General features: G+C 49.8%; 19 protein-coding genes. 4 read left to right on the forward strand and 15 right to left on the reverse strand.

Annotation, left to right across the window (positions count from 1 at the left end):
- The 10 genes from M2108_RS29140 to M2108_RS29185 all read right to left on the reverse strand — a co-directional run.
- The coding region (locus M2108_RS29140; RefSeq protein ID WP_277506450.1) for an RHS repeat domain-containing protein at positions 1-356 on the reverse strand (356 nt) is incomplete at its 3' end.
- 75 nt (positions 357-431) lie between these two features.
- The gene (locus M2108_RS29145) at positions 432-974 is read right to left on the reverse strand and encodes a hypothetical protein (RefSeq protein ID WP_277472903.1); all 543 of its coding nucleotides are present in this window, start codon (positions 972-974) and stop codon (positions 432-434) included.
- Positions 975-1,052: 78 nt separating this feature from the next.
- Entirely contained in the window at positions 1,053-1,403 is a 351-nt protein-coding gene (locus M2108_RS29150) for a hypothetical protein (RefSeq protein ID WP_277472904.1), read from the reverse strand.
- Between the two features lie 23 nt (positions 1,404-1,426).
- Positions 1,427-1,903, reverse strand: coding sequence for a hypothetical protein (locus M2108_RS29155; protein ID WP_277472905.1), 477 nt, complete (start codon positions 1,901-1,903; stop codon positions 1,427-1,429).
- 27 nt (positions 1,904-1,930) lie between these two features.
- A complete protein-coding gene (locus M2108_RS29160; protein ID WP_277472906.1) occupies positions 1,931-2,581 on the reverse strand; it encodes a hypothetical protein in 651 nt (216 codons plus the stop codon).
- Positions 2,582-2,661: 80 nt separating this feature from the next.
- Positions 2,662-3,117 carry a hypothetical protein gene (locus M2108_RS29165; protein ID WP_277472907.1) on the reverse strand — a complete coding sequence of 152 codons (456 nt, stop codon included), beginning with the start codon at positions 3,115-3,117 and terminating at the stop codon, positions 2,662-2,664.
- Positions 3,118-3,173: 56 nt separating this feature from the next.
- Positions 3,174-3,695, reverse strand: a complete 522-nt coding sequence (locus M2108_RS29170) for a hypothetical protein (RefSeq protein ID WP_277472908.1) — start codon at positions 3,693-3,695, stop codon at positions 3,174-3,176.
- A 938-nt stretch (positions 3,696-4,633) separates the two neighbouring features.
- The gene (locus M2108_RS29175) at positions 4,634-5,290 is read right to left on the reverse strand and encodes a YcnI family copper-binding membrane protein (protein WP_277472909.1); all 657 of its coding nucleotides are present in this window, start codon (positions 5,288-5,290) and stop codon (positions 4,634-4,636) included.
- Between the two features lie 40 nt (positions 5,291-5,330).
- On the reverse strand, positions 5,331-5,996 hold the full coding sequence (locus tag M2108_RS29180; protein ID WP_277472910.1) for a response regulator: 666 nt from the start codon (positions 5,994-5,996) through the stop codon (positions 5,331-5,333).
- On the reverse strand, positions 5,965-6,891 hold the full coding sequence (locus M2108_RS29185; RefSeq protein ID WP_277547439.1) for a sensor histidine kinase: 927 nt from the start codon (positions 6,889-6,891) through the stop codon (positions 5,965-5,967). Before M2108_RS29185 ends, M2108_RS29180 begins: the two co-directional genes overlap by 32 nt.
- Positions 6,892-7,122: 231 nt before the next feature.
- Here M2108_RS29185 and M2108_RS29190 point away from each other — a divergent pair, with 231 nt between their 5' ends.
- The 4 genes from M2108_RS29190 (at position 7,123) to M2108_RS29205 (ending at position 10,504) form a co-directional block, all read left to right on the forward strand.
- A complete protein-coding gene (locus M2108_RS29190) occupies positions 7,123-7,818 on the forward strand; it encodes a response regulator transcription factor (protein ID WP_277472912.1) in 696 nt (231 codons plus the stop codon).
- Positions 7,811-8,905, forward strand: coding sequence for a sensor histidine kinase (locus M2108_RS29195; RefSeq protein ID WP_277472913.1), 1,095 nt, complete (start codon positions 7,811-7,813; stop codon positions 8,903-8,905). Before M2108_RS29190 ends, M2108_RS29195 begins: the two co-directional genes overlap by 8 nt.
- Positions 8,906-9,019: 114 nt before the next feature.
- Complete coding sequence (locus M2108_RS29200; RefSeq protein WP_277472914.1) at positions 9,020-9,880, forward strand: M15 family metallopeptidase; 861 nt, start codon at positions 9,020-9,022, stop codon at positions 9,878-9,880.
- Between the two features lie 48 nt (positions 9,881-9,928).
- Positions 9,929-10,504, forward strand: coding sequence for a VanZ family protein (locus M2108_RS29205; protein ID WP_277472915.1), 576 nt, complete (start codon positions 9,929-9,931; stop codon positions 10,502-10,504).
- Between the two features lie 277 nt (positions 10,505-10,781).
- Here M2108_RS29205 and M2108_RS29210 read toward each other — a convergent pair whose 3' ends face one another.
- The 5 genes from M2108_RS29210 to M2108_RS29230 all read right to left on the reverse strand — a co-directional run bounded on the left by M2108_RS29210 (position 10,782) and on the right by M2108_RS29230 (position 18,933).
- Entirely contained in the window at positions 10,782-11,762 is a 981-nt protein-coding gene (locus M2108_RS29210; protein WP_280777298.1) for a hypothetical protein, read from the reverse strand.
- 78 nt (positions 11,763-11,840) lie between these two features.
- Positions 11,841-12,761, reverse strand: a complete 921-nt coding sequence (gene cysK / locus M2108_RS29215; protein ID WP_277472917.1) for a cysteine synthase A — start codon at positions 12,759-12,761, stop codon at positions 11,841-11,843.
- A 118-nt stretch (positions 12,762-12,879) separates the two neighbouring features.
- Positions 12,880-13,755 (reverse strand): DMT family transporter, encoded by an 876-nt coding sequence (locus M2108_RS29220; protein WP_277472918.1) that lies wholly within the window; start codon positions 13,753-13,755, stop codon positions 12,880-12,882.
- 179 nt (positions 13,756-13,934) lie between these two features.
- Positions 13,935-14,852: an AraC family transcriptional regulator gene (locus M2108_RS29225; protein ID WP_277506447.1), complete on the reverse strand. Its 918-nt coding sequence runs from the start codon at positions 14,850-14,852 to the stop codon at positions 13,935-13,937.
- A gap of 157 nt (positions 14,853-15,009) precedes the next feature.
- Entirely contained in the window at positions 15,010-18,933 is a 3,924-nt protein-coding gene (locus tag M2108_RS29230) for a galactose-binding domain-containing protein (RefSeq protein ID WP_277472921.1), read from the reverse strand.
- Positions 18,934-19,025: the final 92 nt, after the last annotated feature.

A 19,025-nucleotide genomic window follows, 5' to 3' on the forward strand; every position in this document is an offset into this window, starting at 1 on the left:
TGCTGCCGTTCATTGTATTCATAGCTGAAAGAAGTTCCCGCACGATCTGTCCGATTCTGTACTAGACCCATATTATTATAAGTAATGTTCTCCGGGGCACCCGAGGCATCTTTCTTTTGGGTGAGCAGCCCGAGCTCATTGTAGCTTTTTTCGTTTAGAGTCTGCGGTTGGCCTCCTGGCGCCTGAATGGTAGCTTTGGTAATTTGTCCATTGCCATCATAGGTGTAGCTCGTTGTCTGATTGAGAGCATCTTTTACTGTGGTCAGCCGGTTCAACACATCATACCGGTAAGTCGTGGTTACCCCTTCATCATTTGCATGCTTTTCAGGATCGGTATAGGAAGTAACATTTCCCACAAGATCATAAGTGTATTTCTCTGAGATCGGCAATGGTTCTATTAATTTGATTCCCTTCTTTCTTTTTTACAAATTTTATCTTGTTAAACCTAATTCGACCGCTAGAACTCTATTATTTTTATCAAAATAATATTCTACCCACTGCTCATCGTTAGAGCCCCCGTCCCGGAAACCGCTTGAATCTTCTTCAACGATTTTAAATATAGATTTGCGGTAGGCCTTTTCCACTTCCTCCCTTGTAGACCCAACACCAATGTTTTGTTTACCAAATAGGTATGTATCAGTAGTGATTTTAACATTTGTAGCTGCTGGAGAAACACTGTACTCATAGTTGCCATCCCTATCCTGAACCAATGAGTTATTTATTTCATACCTGAAGACAAGGCACGGATATATATATTTCACATAATGATCATGTTCATCATTTTTTGCTGGTTCTCCCAATTCTTTGATCATCGTTTCGTATTTATATTCATACTGATACTTTTTATAGCTTAACCCTAGCTTTGTGAAGTAATCGGGTTCATAAATAGAATTATCTTCGTCCGTATGAGTCATGATCACTCCTGCAAGTATGGTAATCATTACAGCACTTAATATAATCCATATTTTTTTCACAAGTTACCTCCAGAAAATAAATTCTTTAATGATTATGTGTAATCCCATTTGTTTTGCTGAATAATGTTACATCAGCTCCTAGCCTATAATTTCAAATGCAATCTGACTGCAATATAGACTAAAAATATCATTTTCATATTCAACCACCTTGAATCTTATATCCTCAAGCTGGTCTTTAGAAATATCAGTTATATCAAGATATAACCAGCATATTAATCCCGTTAGCTGCCCTACTTCCAGATCCTTCACCCCCGTAAAAGTTATCAATAATTGTTCATCGTAATCCAAAGTTGACGGGGCTAGAGTAATTTGCAGAGACGTCTGGAATCCTTCTATTTCTGTACCACGTGATAAATTAAATGAAGTTAAATAACCAAAGTTCCTTTTGGCTTGATCAAAATCGGATATGAGATCTTTGTATTTGTTCATGTTTGAGCCTCACTTTTTTCTTTTTAAATATGAATCCCGTATTTCAAATACTGTGCTTTAATCATGTCATTATACATTTCCTCTGTCAGCACCTTAACCCCCTGATCCAGAAACGGCTTTATGCTTGTCCCCAGTAGCTCCTGAAAATCCCCCTCAATATTCTCAGTAACCATTAATTCAATAGTCTCTGGGCTTTCAACTACACTAAGCTTGAATTTCCATGAGTCCATATCTTCCTTTTGGGTCAGAACAACTGCTTCAATTAGAAAATCGCAGCCATTCTTTATTGCATCCTGAACACTTTCCGGGCGAAACCACTCTTGTTTGTATTTCCCTGTAAATTTTTCTATGGTGTTCGAATACCCCGGATCGGATTCATAAACGTTGTATTCAAAATAAAGAAACTCATCTTTACCAGCAAAAGCAAATATGAGCTCCATCAAAAAACTCAAACTATCTTTTGACTCAGGAATGATATTACACAGATAATGAACGTTCATTAGCCCATTCCCCTTCGTACTAATATTTCACATATAATCAAGCGCCAACGCTTGGCACGCAAAACCTAACCGACTCATACATTCAATCAGTTCTATAATAAAATAATCAGTAGCAATCTGACTGTTTCTGAAGGTTAGCGCATAACCGTATTTTTCACGGGAATAATAAACTACCCCTTGTTCATATAGAAATTCAGCTAATAATCCCCCTGTTGTTCCCAGCAAAAATAATGTTAAATCCTCTTCACTTGGATGCGCCTTATATGTATGTATAAAATGTATTATGTTATGAAAACAGTCTACTCTATATCCCTCATCATCAATTAGCTGATTGAACTTTTCATTAGAGATGCACGGATTGCCTAATACTTGTTCTGCATTCAGTTTATTTGTCAGCAGGGTGGTAATGTCAAAATAAATCTGATTATTTACAGAGATACTTTTATCAACATCCTCATCCCTGTAATCTTTGTTCATTAACTCAATTAAAGTAAAATTCCATAGTTTGATAGCAAAGGTATGTCTGATTCCATTTGTCTCAATCATCAGCTTTAATTGCTGGTCGAGAAATTCTATATTGATTTCCTTTGACGGTCTATCTGCAAAAAAAGTGTTCTTCTCGTCCGCTATCTTATACCTTGGGAGTTCACTCTCAAATTTGATGTCATGGATGTTCATTTGTAATTCCCCATAAGAATTAATTTTTTTACCTTCTAATATAATTTGACGAATTATGTATCTGTAACTAAAGCAAATTTTTAACCTGTCTGTTCACACTGTACCCGCTCAACCTGTAACCCTGCATTCTTAAAAACCGGCAATATTCTTTCCAGGTACCAGCTAAAATCAGTCATATCTATATCACCCTGAATTTCGATACTCTTTCTGGCTATCGACAGACTGAATCCGATCTGATTCGTGTTAAACATCAGCATATCGCATCCGATTTCCAAATCCCTCCGTAACAGCTGGATACCCACGATTTCTCGTAGTGTCTGTTTCATTTCGATAATATTCAAGATGTGGGCGCTATCCATGGCTTCACTCTGCCAGTTAAAACAGTCTCCATCTCCCAAAGGCAGAAATGTGACTTCTCCGTTACGGTCGACGTAATCCCAGCCTTCTTTTGTAAACTGCCGGATTAAGCCCATGACTGTTAAATTGGCGCTACTGTGTTCACTTAAATAAATATCAATCCCTGCGGATATGGACATGGTTTTCCAATTGATCTCCCTTCATAAAAACTTCTCTAAACCCCTGGCACAGGGCATCATCCCCAGTTAGTCATCCTCATCCACATTGAACGCACTACTTTTTTCAAGTCAAAATCATAAATGTTAAGATATTTGGGCGACATGAGGTATTTAAAAAAGGATCCTTCTCTTCTGATCGGATAGATTATTTCCCAATTATCTACATTTAGGCGGGCTCTCAAAAAATATGTTTCCTCATCCTTTTCGAACCGATCAACTTTACCTGTTAATAGAAACAAGTTGTCTATATCAAAACTCTCGAACTCTCTTTTAGATAAATAATTGGTTGGACTATTGCCTGATGCGTACACCTCAAGTGTCTCATCCAAGTGTGGATTAAAGTGTGATCCTGCATACCACTCAGTATTTGTAGCGACTTTTGACTTATAGTCGGCAACACAAATATAACTGCCGGCATCCAAGTTTTGCAGCGCTTCATCCAGTCCAACAGCAAATTTGACCGGAATCATTAGAAGTAAAACTAAAATAAGTGGAGTTGCACCCAAAACCACTGCATAGGTAATCACTATTTTCTTCAATCAAATCCTCCTTTTACTCAAACACACTCCTACCCATCATCCTGTATAAGCCCTGTCTTTTTTCCAACGAAGATATGTAAGTGTACCTGCCAATAAACATGCTATCGGGACGCCAAAGAATAGAGAATTAGATACTAGTGCTGATAAGAGTGGGGCATCTCCCTGCAAATTAAAGATCACCTGCTCCGACCCATAGGAATAAATGATAAAAGAAAACAGAACAGCCAGGATGTACAGCAAAAGGCTCAAGGTACCCGGTTTGTTTTTCTTAACGGCTTCGTAAATGATTAAGACAATTCCACTAAAAATAGTAAGCTCATTTTGTGCTGAATTTTTATAATCTCATCAAAGACAAAAGTGGGAACCTCCCAACCTGGCCCCATTTGCGTAACAGAGAGTAATTTAAAAGATAATATCAGCAGAATTAGAATCCCGACATACCCGCACCGATAAATTATGGAATTCATTTGTATGCTCCTTTTTATACCTTTACTTTTTGCTACAAACATCATCAATATTATGTTCACCGAAAAATAACGCACATCAAAAACGCCTTGCCTCCAATTGCACAAAATACAATAGAATTTAATAGAATCACTATGATAAAACCGTTCTATTGCATTTTATACATCAGAATCCTGGAGTATTGGCTTTTTCGTCCCATTTCTCTGTAATCAATTGTACGAAATACAATAGAATGAGATTTAAGTCTACTTAGAGCTGATTCTGTTGTACAAAATACAACCACACCCCTCAATCCTCATCCCTAGCTCCACATATTACCAATGTATCCAATACCGGCTTTTTACACAACAAAAAACTGCGGACTCTCCATCCCAGTACAGGACAAAGCCATCCGCAGTTACTTATCTTTTCACCATTATTCCGTTGTTTTTCCCACTATCTTTTGACCGTCCCGCCAACTTTCCTAAACCGCCCTACTCCTTCTTCCCCCGCAGCAGCGCAACCGCCGACAGCAGGAAGGCCAGCAGCGAGATACCCAGGGTTATATACACCATTGGCGAGGTGCTTCCTGACTTTTCTGCGTTCTCCATAATCGCCTCATGCTCATCCATCGTCATTGAGCCGGAATGGCTCATGTCCATTCCCCCGTGGGAATGGCTGTCGCTGCCGCCTGCGGCCTGGACGATCGCAGTAACGGAGTGCGGGCTTTCGCTGCCTTCTTCGCCGGACCACTGGACCAGACTGCCGTCAGCATAGTGCTGGTAGGCATCCCAGGCGATATCGCCGGCGGTGTCAGGGTTCTTTGCTGTGAAGGTGAAGCGCTGGAACTGACCGGCCAGAATGCCGTCCCCGGAAGCGATCCAGCTGATTTTGTTGCCTTCGACGGTTACTGTCCAGCCCGGTACAGCTTCATATTGCTTGAACTCGGCACCTTCCGGCATGCGCAGGTCGATCTGCGTAGTGGCGACGTCTTTTTCAGATGGCACCTTCAGTGTATAGGTTTCCCAAGCGCCTGTGGTGGATTCAGCCGGTGATACAGTTACATGGGCGCTGGCCACAGCGGCGAACAGGGATAGTGCAGCTGCCATAGGGGCAGCAAGTGTCAATAGTTTACGAAGCAGTTTATTCAAATTAGTTCCCCCTCAGTGGATGATATGTATCATCTGATATTTATCTTCTCCGCGGAAAATCCCGCTCCCTCGGCGCCAGTCCCTGCTCCAGGGCATAACGGGTCAGCTGCGTGCGGTTCTGAAGCTGCAGCTTCTGCAAAATGTTCTTAAGATGGTTTTTGACCGTGTGCTCGGAAATCCCGAGGGTGGCTGCAATCTCCTTATTTGTGGAGCCGGAGGATACACAGCCCAGTATTTCCTTCTCGCGTGCCGTTAATGCTTCCCGTTCCTCTTTGACCGAGGTTACCGCAAACTCCTTCAGAATCTGAAAAGCCAGTTCCCGGCTCAGCGGAACCTCCTCGCTGACAATCGCCAGCAAATATTCGATCCAGGTTGACGGGGCCAGATTCTTTAGCAAGTACCCCTGTGCACCCTGCTTCAGCGCCTCGAATAAATAGGAGATTTCATCCGAGACGGTGACGATGACGATCCGCACATACGGATACTCCAGCTTAATCCGCCGGGTTGTTTCCAGCCCGTCCATGCCCGGCATCTCGATGTCAATCAGGATCAGGTCGGGCATCCATTGTCCGGTCATAACAATCGCCTCGGCTCCGCTGCCCACTGCCCCGATCACTTCAAAACGTTCATCCAGCGATACAATCTCGGTCATGGCCTCACGCGCATGCGCATGGTCATCGACGATCATCACCCGGCAGCGGTTCATCTGCGGCTCCTCCCTTCACAATTTCGACTGTCGTTCCGTCAGGCCCTGATGCAAGGACAAGCTGCCAGCCCATGCTGGCGGCGCGTTCTCTCATAATCTGCAAACCATAGCTTCCATTCACCTGAAAAGGGTCCTCATGCACCATACCGGCACCGTTATCAGCTACGCTCACCTTCCAGCAGTGCTCATCGCCCGCACCTGTAATGACAACCCGGCCGGCACGCGTATGCTTGCGCACATTAATAATCGCTTCACGGATGCAGGACAGCAGCTCGGCCTGTTCCTTGCTCGACAATGCATCCTCCTGCAGCTGCCAGTCCAGTGCAACGTCAATCATTACCTCACCTGCAATTCTGCCCAGCTGCTCCTGCACCGAACGTTCCAGTGAATAATCCGCACTGCCCGAGACCGGCACCTTCAGACTGGCAATCGCCTGGCGAACATAGCGGTTGACCTCATGCACTGTTTTTTTCAGCTGTTCTACATTCTCTGCGCTGACCGCGCCCTTCTTCTGATTCTGCTCCAGCCGGTCAATCCGCACAGATAACAGAAACAAAGATTGCGCCATCCCGTCATGCAGTTCCTTGGCCAGCCCTTCACGGGCCTCCATTGCCGAGGTTGCTGCCCGCTTCTGCTCCAGCTCCAGCTGATTGCGCTCCATAATCCGGAACAGCGGCAGCAGCAGAATAATGCTGAACACAAATACAAGCACCGGCGTTAAATAATTGCCCATATCCATGGAAATGTACGGCATCAGAAACTGGTGGCGCACGAACTCCCAGATCCCGACCATTAATGTGGGAATCAGCAGAATCAGCAGCTTAATTGTCGTATACGTTGCCGTCCCCTCCCCAAATCCTGAGTCTAATCTATCACTGTCAGCCGGTCGCGGCATGACTCTTTCGGGCTATACCTTCACATTAAATGTTACAAAATTAAGTATTTTAAATATTATCAGATGCTCACCACAAAATACCCGGCTGCCTGATAATCCAGCATGTATTATGTACAGCCTCCTCTATTATTCACGATTCCTGTTCGCGAAACAACTTCCGATAAGGTACACTAGGAGCAAAGCGCTATAATTGCGCGTACCCAAGTTCATTTGTACAGGAGCGAATACGAAATGAAACGGATAACGATTCTTATCGCCGACGACGATGCCGACATTGCCGGACTGGTAGCTCTGCATCTGGAAAAAGAGGGCTATCACACCGTCAAGGTAACTGACGGCAAAGCCGCAGTCCAGGCTGTGCAGTCCCGCCATATTGACCTGGCGGTGCTTGACATTATGATGCCCGGCCTGGACGGGCATGAGGTGACCCGGCAGATCCGTGAGCATCATCAGCTGCCGATTATTTTTCTGAGCGCGAAGACCTCCGATCTCGACAAAATCACCGGGCTGGTCATCGGTGCCGATGATTATATGACCAAGCCGTTTAACCCGATGGAGCTGGTTGCCCGGGTGAACGCGCAGCTGCGCCGTTTTATGCAGCTTAACCAGCCGCAGGCGGAGCGTAAACCTGTGCTGGAATCCGGAGGGCTGGTCATTGACCCTGACCGCCGGACTGTGGAGCTGTTCGGTAACAACGTGGAGCTGACACCAAAGGAATTTGACATCCTGTACCTGCTGGCCAGCTATCCCAAGAAGGTATTCAGCGCGGAGAATCTGTTTCAGCAGGTGTGGGGTGAGGCTTATTTTGAGAGCGGGAATACGGTTATGGTTCACATCCGCACCTTGCGTAAGAAGCTCGGTGAAGCGCAGGACAAGAATAAACTGATCAAAACCATATGGGGAGTAGGTTATACATTCAATGGCTAGACGGTTTCGCAGCTTCCGCTTCCAGATGATCTTCCTGCTCACGCTGAGCATGCTCTGCTCCGGCATCCTGACCTATGCGCTGTACAAGATGCTGCAGCAGTACTACACGGCCAACGTATTGGCCGAAGACCCGCTGGCCCGCTTCCGTTATATGATCGGCAACATCGGAGATCTTAACTTTTTCCTGATCCTTTTTATCCCGCTGGCCCTTGTCTTCTTCTATCTGTTCACTAAGCCTTATGCCCGCTATTTCCGCGAAATCTCCCAGCAGATCCGCCAGCTGGCCGAAGGTAATTTCAGTAGCCGGATCATCATCCCCTCCAAGGATGAATTCGGAGATATTGCCGCCGACCTGAATTTGGCCAGCGGCAAGCTGCAGCAGGCAGTGGAGCGCGGGGATTTTGCCGAGAACAGCAAGGATCAGCTGGTGCTCAATCTGGCGCATGACCTGCGTACCCCGCTGACCTCCGTGCTCGGCTATCTCGATTATGTGCTGAAGGATGAAGAATTAACTGCCAAGCAGGTACGGCACTACACCTCTATCGCCTATACCAAATCACGGCGGCTGGAGCGGCTGATCGACGAGCTGTTTGAGCTTACCCGGATGAACTACGGGATGCTGAAGATTGACAGCAGTCCGCTCGATCTGAGCGAGCTGCTTACCCAGCTCCATGAGGAGCTGTATCCGCTGCTGGACAACAACGGGCTGACCGCCCGGCTGGAGCTTGCTCCGGTGATGGAGATTCTGGGTGACGGGGAGCTGCTGGCCCGCGTGTTCGAGAATCTGCTGACCAATGCGGTCCGATACGGTAAAGATGGACAGTATGTCGATATCAGCTGCAATGCAGAAGACGGACAGGCAGTCGTCCGGGTAACGAATTACGGCGGCAGTATCCTGCCTGCGGATTTACCCTATGTATTTGATATGTTTTATACCGGCGACCGGGCGCGCAGCCATCAGGAGGGCAGCACCGGACTTGGCCTGTTTATCGCCAAAAACATAGTCGAGCAGCATAAAGGTACAATTTCCGTTAACAGCGATCCTGTCCGTACAAGCTTTGAGGTAAGATTGCCATTGGAGCGCTAAACTGCAAATCAGGCTGCCCGCCCATCTCCTTTTAAGAAAAAGTTTATTTTTACCCCGCTTCTTTTTAAACGGTCATCCCTATTCTTGAGTTATCAGGACTAGGAGGATGCCGGAATGAAGAAGCGGTTTTTTTGTATGGTTTTGGTTGTATTGCTGGGCTGGGAGGCTTTGCATCAGATGAATGGAGCCGGTGCTCCGGCTGACGGGCTGCAGATTGTACAGGTTATGAACGGTGAAGGTAAACGGTCTGATCTGACTGCCGTTTCGGCAAACCGCGTGCACCAGGGCAATCTGCTGCTGGTTAACAACGATTATCCGGTACATCCGGAAGGAATAACAACCGACATTATAAGCCTGGCAGAGCACGGGGAGCTGACCGGCGGGTACACGCTGCTTGATACCGGCATCCAGCTATCCAAAAAAGTTGCCTTGCAATTCTCCAAGATGGTAGAAGCAGCAGGCGAAGAAGGTGTCAGTCAGTTTCTGATCAGCAGCGGCTACCGGGAGTTGGAGGAACAACAGCAGCTCTATGAGCAAAAAGGAGCCGATTACGCCCTTCCTCCCGGCTACAGTGAACATAACCTCGGGCTGTCGCTGGATATCGGGTCCTCACAGATGGAGATGAGCCGTGCACCGGAAGGACGGTGGCTTGCCGCCAACGCCTGGGAGTATGGTTTTATCCTCCGCTATCCCAAGGACAAATCGGACATTACCGGTATCCAGTATGAGCCATGGCATTTCCGTTATGTGGGCTTGCCGCATAGCATTATTATGCGTGACAAGCAGTACACGCTGGAGGAGTACCTTGATTATTTGAAGCAACAGCAGTCGATTTCCGTAAAGGTGAAGGGCATCATATACCAGATTTCCTACTTTCCCGTTAACGGCAGCACCTTCATCCCCATACCTGCAGGACAGCAGTACGATATTTCCGGCAACAATATGGACGGTGTAATCGTAACAACACATCCCTAACATCCCGCATATCCGGGCCATCCTCATCTCAGATAGGAGCGTTATTCAATGAACCAGACCAGAGTTATGCGCGAAAAAAAGACTGCTCCTGTGAAACGCACCGGGCAGCCATCTGTCTTTTTTGTCAAGCTTCGTTCAGCCGGACTTCAGGCCTTATTTGCCGTCTACATCTATGTACTCTTCAAAATCATCCTGTTCAAATTCAGTCCGATCGACTTCCGGTTTCTGTGGCATCAGCTGCAGCGCAGTCCGGATACTATCCTGCGCCAGCTGCGGCTTGGCAACTTCACTCCGCTGGAGACGGTTTACAATACGTTCGATCCGGTTACCATAACCAAGCTGGTGAACCTTGTCGGAAATATTGCATTGTTTATCCCTTTCGGCATCTTCATTGCGCTGCTGTCCTCCAACCGGCAGATTACCTGGTTTGGCGTAATGTTACGGGCCTTCGGAGTAAGCGCTGTGCTCGAATGCGCGCAGGGGCTGTTTTCGATCGGAACCTTTGACGTCGACGACCTGCTGTTGAACACCCTGGGCGGTGTGCTGGGCTATTGCTTGCTAAAAATATGGCAGGCAGGCCAAAAAGCCCGGCCGGCACAATCACGTGACGACGGGCAAACATAGAAAACGTCCTTCACAGGTGCCGGTCTAAATACCAGCAGGCTGTTAGCTGGTGCTGGAACAACTCTACAGGTTGCCGCCGAGCAAACGAAGTGGAATTTCGTCACCTATTTCGTTGGTAAATAGCCCGGAGGCCGAGTCTAGTTGGAATAACGATACTTAATTTCACTGCTTTTGCGCCTATACCATGTTTGGGCCTGAAATAGGTAGCATTTTTCCACTTAATAGTCTCGAAATCCGGGAAACGCTGAAATTAAATGGCAAAAATCCAACTAGTGATCTACATCGGTGAGGTATAGCGGCCGTACTGAATGTCCAGCTCCTTGAACGTCTCTCCGGTCTGCGACAGGAAGAAGCTGTTAATCCCCTCTGCCCCGAGCCAATTCACACCAAGCAGCAGTCCGTCCGCTGTCCTGGCCGCAAACAGCAGCGAGAACATCTGCGGGATGACTTCTCCGCCGTCATCGACACGCCAGACGGAGTACTCGTTATCGGTAATCTCGGCCGGATAATCCATAAAGCTGAGCTTTCCGTTATCCTCCAGCACCAGGCTGAACAGCATATCCTTATCCTGTCTTACGAACTGGACAAGATACAGCTCCCGGCCGGGCGGCAGAGCGGCCAGCTTCCAGGCGGACATGATCTCCCGGTGCTTGGCATCCGTTATGCTCTTGCGCACCGGATCAGCTTCAGGCAGCTGCTCAGCATCGGCAGATGCCGGTTCTACGGGTACCATAGCCTCCAGATTGAAGGCTGCTGAATCAGCCAGATAATAGGTATCATCCGGAGCCGCCGCTTTCCCCTCCACCGTGAACACATAGCCGGATAAGTTAGGCAGATTAACGGCCAGCTCCCGGCCGTTGTCCTGATCGTTGCCCGTCTGCCACCCCTGGAACCGTACCTTAAGCACCTGTCCGCCGCTGCCTATAGCGGTATCCAGCGCCTGCATTTGCTCCTCCCCGTCCTTATCCTCCCGGGTGACAAGGATTTGCTTGCCGGCTTCCCCGGCAAATCCGAACACCGGCTGCAGCGCAGCCGGATCAAGCGCCGCCGCAGAGGCGGCCGTTCCCGCCGGAGCAGGCGTTTGCTCTGCCGCTGGTGGAGAAGCTGCTGCCCCAGGAGTCCCGTTGGCTGCAGCAGTAGCTGACGCAGCCGGACTGCCGCCCTCCTGATTAGCGTTCTGATCTCCGCCAGAACCTGCGCAGCCCGCAAGGCTCAGTGTAACTGCCATAACAGCCGGCAGTACAGCAGCCGGCTTCAATCTCCTAGACATGTTAAGTAGATTGAAACTATGAATTCCTCTCATAATTTGCTTCATCTTATTCCCTCCATCCGGGAATTAGAATATTCCCATACTCAGGTAGCGTTCCCCTGTGTCCGGCGCAATACACAGCACCCGCTTGCCGGGACCAAGCCGGCGGGCTTCCTGCAGCGCGGTCCAGACCGCTGCGCCGCCGGAAGGACCGATCAGAATCCCTTCCTTGCCGGCCAGCGCCCGCACGGTTTCCAGTGCAGCTTCATCCTCCACCTGGACAATTTCGTCATATACGTCAGTGTTCAGGATTGCCGGAATGAAGCCTGGGCTTGTACCGACCAGCTTATGCGGTCCAGGCTGGCCGCCGGACAGCACGGGTGAGCCGTACGGCTCAACAACGACAATCCGGATGCCGGACAGCTCCCGGCGCAGCACCTCGCCAGTTCCGGTGATGGTCCCGCCGGTCCCCGAAGTGGCGACAAACACGTCAAGCCGCCCTTCCATCTGCTCCAGTATTTCAGGAGCGGTCGTCGTGCGGTGAATATCCGGGTTGGCGGCATTCTCGAACTGCTGCGGAATGAAGCTGCCCGGAATGGCTGCTCCCAGCTCCAGCGCCTTGGCAATCGCACCCGGCATCCGCTCTGCTGCCGGTGTCAACACCACTTCAGCGCCATACGCCTTCAGGATGTTAATCCGCTCCTTTGTCATGTTGTCCGGCATAACGAGAATGGCTTTATAGCCCTTTGCCGCAGCATTCATCGCCAGGCCGATGCCGGTATTGCCGCTGGTCGGCTCGATGATCGTTCCGCCGGGCTGCAGCCGTCCGTCCAGCTCCGCCTGCAGGATCAGATTATAGGCCGCGCGGTCTTTTACACTGCCGCTGGGGTTGAACATCTCCAGCTTTACGTATACCTCGGCGTCATCAGGACCGGTCAGCCTGTTCAGCCGCACAGCCGGTGTATCCCCGATCAGTTCGGCGATATTGTTCACTACTTTTGTTTTCATGCTTGTGTCCTCCCTTATCCTTCATGATATACATTATACAACGAACGGCGGCCAAGGACCTGTAAACAACAAGTCCTTGACCGCCGCCGTTTGTTTAGCCTTTAACCTGCCGGAACACTCATTTCTCCCGGACAACCAATAGTACACCTGTAAATATGAACGCCGTTCCTGCCCAGAAAGAGAGTCCGATCTGTTCCCCAAGCAGCAGCCATCCCAGCAGTGTGCCGACGACCGGCTGCAGAAAGAAAAACAGTCCGCCGCTGGATGCATTGAGCATCTGCAGGCCGCGGTTCCACAGCAGAAAACCGCAGGCTGTCGAAATAATCCCCAGATACAGGAGACCGCCCCAGATCGACGGGTGCACCATAGCCTGGACATCAAGCCTAGGGAGCCTGCTTACCGTAAACGGAGTAAGCACAACAATTGCAACGAGGATGCTGTAGAACGTAACAACAATCTGGGAATATCGTCCCGGCACTTTTTTAACCAGAACAGACATTAGGGCCCAGGTAAGTGCGGCAACAAGCAGGGATATCCCCCCAAGCTGCAGCGACGGATCAATACTCCCTGTTCCTACGATAATACCTACGCCGATGGTTGCGAGCACGATGGACAGCGCTTTTTTGAGCGTAATCCGCTCTTTAAGAAAGATCCGGGCAAACAGCACCATAAACGCCGGTGTCGTCGAAGTAATGATAGCACCCATCTGTGCGGTAGACAGCATCGTGCCCGCTTCCTGGGTCAGGATGGAGACCGTGTTGCCGACCAGGCCGAGCAAGAGAATCAGCAGCATATCCCGTTTCGCAATACGCCACGACTGTCTTGTTGCAGTACCGATAATCAGCAGCGCTACAATCGCAATCATATATCGGATCCATACAATTTCGAGCGGCGGCACAACGTCCACCACATGCTTTACAACAACATACATTCCGCCCCAGATGCTGGCAGCCAGCGATAAATATAATGAACCCAATAACGTCTTCTTATTCACTTTTGTACCCTCCGTTTATTAGACAAGTCCTTGTTTGTCCTTAACGGAGTTGCAGTTTTCTGCCGTTAAGGAAGAAGAACTGCTGGTACATCAAGCTCAAACCGTGGTGCTGCCATCATACGTATTCAACTCACTTTCAATAAAAATAATTTTATTACATTCTACAGGAAAGCTATGGATTAGGATATAGTGCGTTTTATCGGGATATACAGGTCAACCTTGGCCTTGCCTTCCGGGTCCGAGTAGGGATCATTCATACAGAACTCAAGGGCATGACGGTCATCAGGCTCATACCCGCTTTCAGGCAGCCATTGCCCGTATACGCCCTGGTATGCAATAGCGAGCTTGTCGATGGTGTCATAGAATTTGTATAGGGCATACAACCCGCCGGGCAAAGTCCTGAACGCAATGCTGGCATCCCCCTCTGCCGGATATCCTTCAGGAACCGTAATGCAGGCATCATACCTGCAGACGTTCTCGTCGGTTACAGCGGGATCGTCCAGAGATATGCCGATAAAAGTTTCCGATGCCGGCAGACCGCTGCTTCTTACCCATGCGCCGAGTGTTTGCCATGCTTGGTACGTCTCAAGATAACTGCCGACATGTCTTACATAAGCCACTTTATAGCCTGGCAGCTCCTTCAGTTCAATGTTCATTCCCCACACTCTCCTTAGAAAATTATTGCTGGTACTGTTCAAATCATAGTCTTTGGGAGGGGACAATTCTTCCGGATTATTGCCGGAGACTGACGGAATGTTGCTATGTTCCTGAACGGACCTGCGCATGGCGCTTGGGGTGGTGCCATACTCCTTTTTAAAAGCGGCATTGAAGCTGGAGAGCGAACTGAAGCCGCACAGGGATGAAATATCCAGCATGGTCTTATTGGTTGAACGCAAATAAGTAATGGCATGATGCAGACGTCTTTCCGTCAGATAGTTTATCGGGCTTTTATGTATAATGGCGGAGAATACTCTGGAAAAATGATACTTGGAAAAGCTGGAAACCTCTGCGAGTGTGTCGAGCCTGAGATCCTCCCCAATATGTTCTTCAATAAATTGCAGAACTGCTCCGATACGCTGCTTGTAATCGTTGTTCACCCGGCCTTCCTCCCCTTCTGTCTTCTGCCTATCAGCATAGCAAGCAGCTCCCGGTTTACGCAATGAACGATTCATTCAGTTCACCCGTGCAGACTGGCCAGAGTCAAAAAGCCGCTCCCCGGAACATCCGGGAAACGGCCCTGTATGAAACAGCAGCTTACGGATTGACAGTGATCGTAAATGTGGACGTGTTATTTTTGATCGGAGTCACTGTATTGGTAATCTTCAGATTGTTGAATACAACCGAGCCGACCGCCGGGCCCTGGCCGGATTCTGCCGATTCGTTGGCCCAGATGCCGACACCGGATTTGGCATCAAAGGCATCGCCGCTTTTTTGGGCCCCGGAAATGGTGATGTTGGTAAAGACCGTGTCCGCTACCGGGAACTGCGGCGCTGAGCCGACATAGTTGGTCTGGAACATGATGCCATGGTAGGTCGGATCAATGATATCCACATCACTGACGCGGATGCCCTGGAACACCTTGGACGCCGAGAACACCCAGATCGCCGGGAAGGTCTGCGAACCCCAGAAGTGCCCGCCTGCCCGGACAATGGAGATGTTCTGCAGGTTGGTCGCAGGCGAAGCGCCGAAGCCGTTCATCGGGTAGCCAAAATCCAGTGAGCTGATCGTAATGCCCGAGTAGCACAGCGTATCCGCAATATAGATATTACGGAAGGTGTTGGCATAACCGCCGTATACCGCAACACCGGCTGCACGCCAGGTCAGAATGGAAGTCAGGTTCTCATACACGTTGTCCTTCATATCCGAGCCGCCGGCATCAATGGCCGAAAAGAGCGCAAAGCTGTCATCCCCGGTTGCCCGCGCTTCATTATTGGACACGAGATTATTGGTGCTGCCGTTGGTCATGTTGATGCCGTCGGCAAAGGTGTTGCGAATGCGGGAGTTGCGGATGGTCATATAATCGGTATTCGCGCCCCAGTACATGCACACCATATGCTCGGTCCAGATGTTGTCGATCGTCATATTTGCAACGTTAGCGAAGTCGAAGACTTTACCCGGACCATCGATCCGCGAGGTGTAGTTGCCAAAGTAGGCGAAGCCGGAGAAGGTTGAGCCATTGGCAGAGTCCGTGGCCCGGAAGCCGACATCCGTATTGGACTGGCTGGCCGCTGCATAAAACCGGGTGTACCACGGGCCGGCTCCGACTATCTTAACGGCTTTGCCGTACACCTGGAATTTGTTAGAGGTCTCATAATTGCCTGCAGGCAGATACACCCCTTCAAGCTTACCGGTGGTATCCATCCGAACTTTGTCCAGGGCATTCTGTACATCCTGGTGGGTGAAGCCGGCTGGTACGGCATATTTGGCCGGATCAGGATTTGCTATGGGCGCTACCTGCTCCAGACTGATGAAGTCGATGGCATACTGTGAGGTGTTGGCAGCATCCTTTTGCAGACGGATGGTGCTGCCTGCCGGGATCGTGCTGTCGAACATAATATTGGCCTCATCGTAAATATGGCGCGGCGAGCCTGCACTAGGTGAGTTGCCCGGACTGGTCTCGGAGCCGTACAGCCAGGCATATTTGGAGGTCAGATTAATCGCCTTCGCAAAGACCCCGTTGACATAAATATTTAAGGTTGAATTGATGCCGTCACCGCTGGCTGAATCGGGAATGGAGAACCGGGTTACCAGTGTGTTGGTGCTGGCTCTGGTTGTGAATTCCACATAGCTGCCGGTAGTATTGAGCGTTACCGCTCTTCTTCCGGACGCTTCACCGGCCAGATCGCCGATATTGCGGTTTGCGGCCAGCTTGACTGCTCCGCCGCCGGTAACGCCGTCCTCAGCTTCATACATGTCATACGGCATATTGGCTCCGCGGCCGATGAACAGCGGGCGTGTCTCGGTGTTGTTGGCCTGTTTAACCGGCAGTTCATTTCCATCAACGGCAATTTGCGTTTTCACGTTGTATTTCCCGTTCACCGCAGTCCAAGTGCCCAGTGTAACCGGTGCTGTGGTGACGCCGCTATTGATAACGCCGCTATAGGAGCCGGTCAGCGTTTGGATGACTGCATTCGTTGCAGCATCTGTCAGAGTCAGCGTAATATTATGCGCGCCGCCTGAGGATGCAGCTGTGCCCTGATTTTTAATCGCTGCCGTAAACGTAACGATATTGCCGCCCGCCGGATTCCCCGGAGACCAGCTGACCGCTCCTGCAATAAGATCAGAGCTGGAGACAGGTACAACGGTCAGTGAAGACGGACTTGTATAGCTGTTATTCGCTTCGTTGAGCTCAATTACGGTGTTGCTTTCGTCCACCTTGGCGCTTACCGCATAAGTCCCTGCATCCTTCGCCCCGAGGTTCACCGATACGGTGGTTGAAGCACCGGCGGCAAGGCTTCCTAATTCCGCTGTACCTGCAAGAGCTGTACCCAGGTAGAAGTTCACATTACTCGCTGCGGATGCCGCAGTACCTGTGTTTTTGACGACAGCACTTAGTGTAATAGGGTCGGTCTCAACCGGAGCAGACGGATTCCAGGACACTCCTGTTATTGTCAGATCCGGATTGGCCGCCGGTATTCCGAAGATCTGGAACTCGGCCACCTGGCCGGCGCTGGAACCGGTATTGGCTGTAAACTTCAGCTGCAGCTCGCTGGCCGTAGCGGTAACCGGTATGGTCACTGAATTGCCAGTGGCAGGGTTGAAGGTATAGGCGGCTGCCGGAACGAGTGTGGAGAATGAGGTGTTGTTCTGGTTATGGCCCAGCACCTCTATCGTTTGTGTACGGGTTGCCCAGACAGAAGCCGGATTCAGCTTCACAACGACTGAGGTGATATTGGCGTTCGCGCCAAGGTTCACGCTGAGTGTATTCGGATAGCTCCCGCCTGCTCCTTCCCAATAAGTGGTCACATCGCCGTCATTGGCATTGGCGGGAACAAAGGTGAAGACAGACGATGAGGCGCTCACAGCTTTTCCTATGGCCAGATTTGAAGAGGGACCTGTAGTCGGTGAAGCTGTAGGAGAAGGAGTAACGGTTGCTGTAGGTGTAGGAGCCGGTGTAGGCGTTACTGCCGGAGACGGCGTTGGGGCCGTTGTCGGCGTTACTGTCGGAGAAGGCGTTGGAGCCGTTGTCGGTGCCACAGTAGGGACCGGTGTTGGAGCAACAGTAGGCGCTACAGTAGGACTCGGTGTTGGAGCAGAGGAGGCTGTGAGCACAAGCTGGTCCAGATTCACATTTCCGCTGTCTGACGGATCATATTTGTAGGCAATCGTGTTCGTCCCCGCATTCAGAGTCAACGTCTCGCTTTGGACTCCCCAGGTATCCCAGTTTACCAGATTGGGGAGCTGGGTCTGTCTGATTTTTATACCGTTGACGTAGATGCTGATTGTCTTGGCACTGCCAGTGGCATTGGCATACCGGAGGGAAGCATCGTAATTCCCGGCTCCTCCTGCAGTTACCGTAAAAGCGGTGGAAGCTCCCTGCGCTAAGTAACCGTCAACAAATGCGCTCCCCGTATACCCGCTGTGATCGGTATTGGTCTTGGCACCGCCGCTTAAAGCAGCCGCCTCTGCCTCATACGTTCCCGGAGTGGTCACGGTACTGCCGTAGACCTCCAGCTCGGATACCTGGGCAGCCGGCCAACCGGTATTGGCGGTGAAATTGATTTTAATATATCTGGCGATGGTAGCTGTAAAATTAATCGTGACTGTATTGCCGCCTGCCGCCGGATTAAACACATAGCTTGAGGCTGCGGCAAGATTGCTGTAAGCAGAGTCATTGGTGCTGCCCTGAACAGACAACGTCTGCGTTCTTGTCTCCCAGCCTGCCGGGAGCTTCAGCACAACCTGGTTAACACTGCTGTTAGCCGCAAGGTCGACCTTAATCCATTGCGGAAAAGCATTGCTGCTGCTCTCCCAGTACGTCCCCTGATTACCGTCGTTCGCATTCACCGCCGCGTAGACATCACCGACCGAGCTTGCTGTAATGCTTTTCCCCTGGGCCAGATTACCCGCCGCAGCACTTACCGCCGGAAAAATCCCCATTTGTCCCGTAATAAGCAGAACGATCAGGATATACACCGGCATTGACCTTATAGCATAAGCTTTGTTTCCGGTAGACATGTTCAGCCACCTCCTATAGATCTATCAATCTATCCCGTTTAAGTATGCGCTTACAAGTTTTCTCTTTGCCTATCGCCTCCCTGGTCAGCTTT

Source organism: Paenibacillus sp. PastM-3 (genome assembly GCF_029893965.1).
Lineage (GTDB): Bacteria > Bacillota > Bacilli > Paenibacillales > Paenibacillaceae > Paenibacillus_AQ.